The organism is Pantoea septica, assembly GCF_002095575.1.
Taxonomy (GTDB): Bacteria; Pseudomonadota; Gammaproteobacteria; order Enterobacterales; family Enterobacteriaceae; genus Pantoea; species Pantoea septica.
In genome coordinates, this window is sequence record NZ_MLJJ01000071.1 from 1 (window position 1) to 5,182 (window position 5,182).

5 protein-coding genes and 1 pseudogene are annotated in these 5,182 nt (G+C 48.7%); 2 read left to right on the plus strand and 4 right to left on the minus strand.

The annotated features are described in order from the left end of the window. From HA46_RS21225 to HA46_RS20435, 3 genes and pseudogenes are all read right to left on the minus strand, one after another. Positions 1–247 (minus strand): annotated as a pseudogene (locus HA46_RS21225) (protein RepA); the annotation flags it as partial. Positions 248–254: 7 nt separating this feature from the next. Further along, a protein-coding gene (locus tag HA46_RS20430) for an IS3 family transposase (protein WP_143807697.1) occupies positions 255–1,423 on the minus strand; the annotation gives its coding sequence in 2 pieces (ribosomal slippage) (positions 255–1,171 and positions 1,171–1,423; 1,170 coding nt in all). Between the two features lie 92 nt (positions 1,424–1,515). Continuing rightward, on the minus strand, positions 1,516–2,445 hold the full coding sequence (locus HA46_RS20435; protein WP_084886533.1) for an Rpn family recombination-promoting nuclease/putative transposase: 930 nt from the start codon (positions 2,443–2,445) through the stop codon (positions 1,516–1,518). 674 nt (positions 2,446–3,119) lie between these two features. On the opposite strand from HA46_RS20435, the gene HA46_RS20440 reads away from it, so the two are divergent. After that, positions 3,120–3,740, plus strand: coding sequence for a ParA family protein (locus HA46_RS20440; protein WP_048785467.1), 621 nt, complete (start codon positions 3,120–3,122; stop codon positions 3,738–3,740). A gap of 29 nt (positions 3,741–3,769) precedes the next feature. Continuing rightward, a complete protein-coding gene (locus HA46_RS20445; protein ID WP_048785464.1) occupies positions 3,770–4,006 on the plus strand; it encodes a plasmid partition protein ParG in 237 nt (78 codons plus the stop codon). A 527-nt stretch (positions 4,007–4,533) separates the two neighbouring features. On the opposite strand, the gene HA46_RS20450 is transcribed toward HA46_RS20445, so the two are convergent. After that, on the minus strand, positions 4,534–5,182 hold a 649-nt coding region (locus tag HA46_RS20450), incomplete at its 5' end, for a DinB/UmuC family translesion DNA polymerase (RefSeq protein WP_143807698.1).

The window sequence follows — 5,182 nt, forward strand, 5'->3', positions numbered from 1 at the left end:
CAACGGTATCTGTATTCATGTTAAGAACAGCACGTTGTACCAGATGCGAAAACATCGATTTCTTGCCGTCTTTACTACTGAATGCGAGCGTGACGCTGGAAATGCTAAAAAGGGAGTCGTGAAGGCGTTTACGAGAGCGGGCATTGAGATCGGCTGATTTGATACCGCACATTTTTGCAAATTCAGTAAAGGGTAACTTTATGGTTTCACTACTGTAACCGTAGGTAGAGAAGGCCATTATGATACTGAAGTGGTCAACAAAAACTGGCCACCGAGTTAGAGTTTTTCCAGTATCGGTTTTCCGATTCGTTTGGGGGTAACCCACCGTTATACCCATGCGGCCTTAGCGAGCTGTAATACCCGACGATATAGTCCGTGATCGCATGAGCAGCTTCGCTAAAGTTTATATAACCTGTCACTGGCACCCACTCGTTTTTCAGACTCCGGAAGAAGCGTTCCATCGGGCTGTTGTCCCAACAGTTTCCACGTCGGCTCATACTCTGCCTGATTTGGCAACGCCACAGTAACTGCCGGAACTGCCTGCTTGTATAATGACCGCCCTGATCGCTGTGGAACATTACTCCGGCGGGCTTGCCGCGCGTTTCCCATGCCATTTCCAGCGCTTTAATGGTGAGTCTGCTGTTCGGTGAGAACGACATTGCCCAGCCCACTGGTTTTCTTGCGAACAGGTCGAGAACAACGGCGAGGTACGCCCAGCGCTTACCTGTCCAGATATAGGTCACATCACCGCACCACACCTGGTTTGGCTCTGTTACAGCGAACTGTCGCTCAAGATGATTCGGGATAGCTACGTGCTCATGACCGCCACGCTTATACCGGTGAGTCGGCTGCTGGCAACTGACCAGCCCCAGCTCTTTCATGAGCCTGCCAGCAAGCCAGCGCCCCATCTGGTAGCCTCTCTGGGTTGCCATTGTGGCGATGCTTCTTGCTCCGGCCGAACCGTGGCTGATGCCATGTAGCTCAAGTACCTGACTGCGTAATACAGCCCGTCTGCCGTCTGGTTTTTCAGGACGGTTTTTCCAGTATCTGTAGCTACTGCGGTGAACCCCGAACACGTGGCAGAGAGTGGTCACAGGATAACGCGCCCTGAGTTTCCCGATTATCGAGAACTGTTCAGGGAGTCCGACATCAAGAGCGCGGTAGCCTTTTATAATATATCGTTTTCCATTTCAATGCGTTGTAGCTTTTTCTTCAGCTCACGTATTTCAATCTGTTCTGGGGTTATAGGGGAGGCTTTAGGTATTTTGCCCTGTCGTTCATCCCGCAACTGCTTTACCCATCGCGTCATGGTAGAAGGACCCACATCCATAGCACTGGCCGCAGCTGCAACGGTGTAGTTCTGATCAAGGACCAACTGAGCGGATTCGCGTTTAAACTCTGCGCTGAAATTTCTTTTTTTCATTGAGGCACCTGTAATGTTCTGAGGTGAGCATATCACCTCTGTTCAGGTGGCCAAATTCAGTAAACCACTTCACCAGGAGGCGGCTGAACAGATTAATGCCGGATTTGAGTCAGATCGTCAGCAGAAAGGCCAGTCATTTTCATAATGGTGTCACGGTCGAGGCCGTTCTGCAGCATTGTACGCGCGATTTTCAGGGTCGCTTCACGCTCTCCTTCATTACGACCTTCCATGCGCCCTTCCATGCGCCCTTTCTCAATGCCTTTTTGTTCCAGCTGCTGTGCGATGGTCATGAGTGCGTCTCCATGTTGCGGCACACGCTGTGCCAGCTCTCGTACAAAGGCTTCGGAATCGGCCGACTCTCCCGCCTGCAGTAAATAGTGTATCAGCGCCGTTACCTGGGGTGAAGAAAGATAGTTCGCCATCAGCAGCGTGGCCAGCCGGTCGGTCAGCGTGGCCATGTCGCGCTGGTGAATGTGCTTCTGCAGCAGGGTGAGCGCCGCCATGCTGCGATGGTTCATGATGTCATCGTCCGGAATGACGGTGATGTCTGTCAGGGGAAAGGCGCTTCCATACAGCCTTTCCGCCACTTCCGGGTTGTCGAACTCATCCAGCCAGCGGGTAGAATACGGATACGGGCTGCGTTTTCCGCTATAGAACAGCACGGGTATCACCAGCGGCAGCTTCTTATGACCGGCCTCGAGGTGGCGCTGCATGGCAGCCACGGCGTAGCGCAGCAGGCGAAAGGCCATATGCCGGTCCGGGGAAGACTGGTGCTCGATGAGTACATGTACGTAACCGTCCCCGGCGGTAGTCTTCAGGCTGTAAAGGACGTCGCTGAAATACTGCCGCAGGTCATCCTCGACGAAGGAGCCGGACTCCAGCTTCAGGGTGCTGAGGTCGCAGAGCGCGCGCAGCTCTGCCGGGAGATGTAGCTCCATAAAGTCCCGGGCAATGTCGGGCTGCGTGAGAAACTGCCTGAAAGTGGCGTCATGGGGCGTAGGAGTACCGCTTTTTTTCTTCATCCGTGCTGACTCTTAAAAATGACACTAAATATGATACCACGGTAGTAAAACGGCTGTATGAAACAGACTTTTTCTGACAAGAGCCTGTATCCAGACCACTGACATTAATAATGTCGCCAGCCTGCAGTAAACTGAAAATTCTCTTTTGTTCATCAGCGGGCGCTTGCGAAACTCGTTACATCTGAATGTGGCCAACTGACGTTCGGCTGTATTCTCTTCTTTTACTTCTTCGTGAGTTTTAACGCTACCATCATTACGCTCATGTTGCTGATGAAGAGAGCTGCTCCTCGCCACGCCTCTTTTTCCGTCCAGACGTCCGGATCTCGTTTTACTCAGGTTTTAATCAGCATAAAAGCGGCAAGCACAAACAGTATAAATGTGGACAAGCTCATCGTTATTCATACATGAAAATTCAGATGATTGAGGTTAACAAATTCAGAAGTGAAGTGGCTTAGACAGGATTTCGCCCCCCTCCCCTGCCTTGGTAATGACGAATTCTTGGCTTTATTGTAAACAGCACTCAATTCCACGTTCATTAAAAACAAAGAGTTAAGGATATGTGTTTTTACTCGTTTGAGTATATGAATTTATGTGTTTTTGAATTTTTACTTTTTTACTCATTTATGGTTTACTCCTTTACACTATCACTCAAATGAGTAAATGAGACTTTAAGCATGAAGATCATTTCGTTTCTGAATCCTAAAGGTGGCTCTGGCAAAACCACTGCAACAATTAACGTCAGTTCCTCCATTGCCAGCAGTGGTAAAAAAGTCGCGGTGGTTGATACTGACCCACAAATGAGTCTTACAAACTGGAACAGCGCCGGTAAGGCCGGATTTGATGTTTATACCGCCTCATCTGAAAAGGATGTCTATCAGGTTCGTAAAGAACTCGGCGATTATGACTACGTTATAATTGATGGTGCAGGCTCGCTCTCTGTCATCACTTCTGCAGCCGTGATGGTGAGTGATCTCATCATTATTCCTGTGACACCCAGTCCGCTCGATTTCTCAGCGGCAGGTTCTGTGGTGACCGTCCTTGAGGCTCAGGCATATAACCGCCCTGTCGAAGCTCGATTCCTGATCACCCGAAAGATTGAACAGGCGACAATGCTCAGTGTTTTAAAGAGCAGTATTGCTCAGACGGGAATCAAAGCGTTTAAAACCTCAATCACTCAGCGCCAGAGCTATGTAAGATCGGTTCTTGAAGGAGAAAGTGTGTTTAATACCACTGACAGAGCTGCTCAGGGAGAAATCCAAATCCTGACTAAAGAAATATTGTCAGTTTTTGAGTAAAAACCCATATACTCATTTGAGGAGGATTTATGGCACTTGAGAAAAAACATTCGTCATCAATGATGACGTTCGGCGCGCATCGTGATTTGGAGAAAATTGTTCAGGCTCCTGAGGTGAAGGCTCCGTCAGAGAAGCAGAAACGCGTGAACGTGAATTTCAGCGAAAATAAGCATGCCCGCTTCAAGGTTGCTTGTGCTAAGCGTGGAACCAGCATCACTGATGTTATTAATGAACTGGTTGACGAATGGCTACGTGAAAATGAGTGATTACTCATTTGAGTGAATGTGTGTTTCGTAGGGTCATGGTTATTTATACTCTTAACAATCATGACCACTGCAACCAAACGTAAGTTTTACTCATTAACATAAAAACTCATATGAGTAATTGTGTAAAGATGAAAGTGAGTCTTGGAGTAATCCTTGTCTGAACTCGGCGGTACTGGGAATACTTGCTACAAGTACATAGTCTTGTATTGAGTAAAAGTGTAAAAGAGTAAACAGGACGTGGAAATACTCATTTACTCAAATGAGGCAATGTGTTCTGACTTTTTTCTTACCGGAACGGTCTGCTCAGTTTCTGTGACCTTTTGAGCTGGTTAAACCCAAGTACGACTTAGTACAAAAGAAAATTTTTTCCTGCAAGTATTTACTCATATGAGTTTATGAGTAAGCAAAGTTTAGTACCAACAGATCATCTTTTCCTGAGTTTACTCTTTCACTCAAATGAGTAAAAACTCATAAACGCAAATGAGTTTAAAAGGTTGCTGTTTACAGATGACCTGTGAATATCCAGGTCAGCGCACTTTAGCGACAGGCAATTCTTTCCAGTTTGTTGTCCACGCCTTACTAAGCATCTCGCGCTTCATTTTCCAGTCAGGATCGATGCCTTTACCTGCAAAGCCAATACTGTAACGCCCAGACTTGTTCATTGTATCCAACAGACTCATCAGGGCCTCACTGCCGGCACGCTGCACCTCATCATCAAAAAGGTTCAGCTGCGCCACGCCGTTCGGCTTGAGTTCACTCAGCATGATGCCAGCTTTAGCATAACGAAAATCCGGGCGCCAGATGGCGTCCATGGACTTTACTGCAGCCTCGATAATGTTACGCGTGTCTTGCGTACCCACGCGCAGCTTCACGAACGCCGTGTTGCCGTAACCTGGATACCCGGTGTCGAAAGGCGAGGTGCGGATAAAAACGGAAATGTGATGGCAGAACTGGCGGTCCTCCCGCAGCTTCTCCGCCACGCGTTCGGCATACGCACAGACGGACTGACGCATCGCGTCATATTCCATTATGCGCTCGCCGAAGCTGCGGCTCACGACTATCTGCTGCTTTGGCGGCGGGGCATCCTCCATCGGGATGCAGGATTCGCCGTTAAGCTCGCGTACCGTTCGCTCCAGTACCACACCGAAATTCTTGCGGATGAAAGAAGGGGAGGTG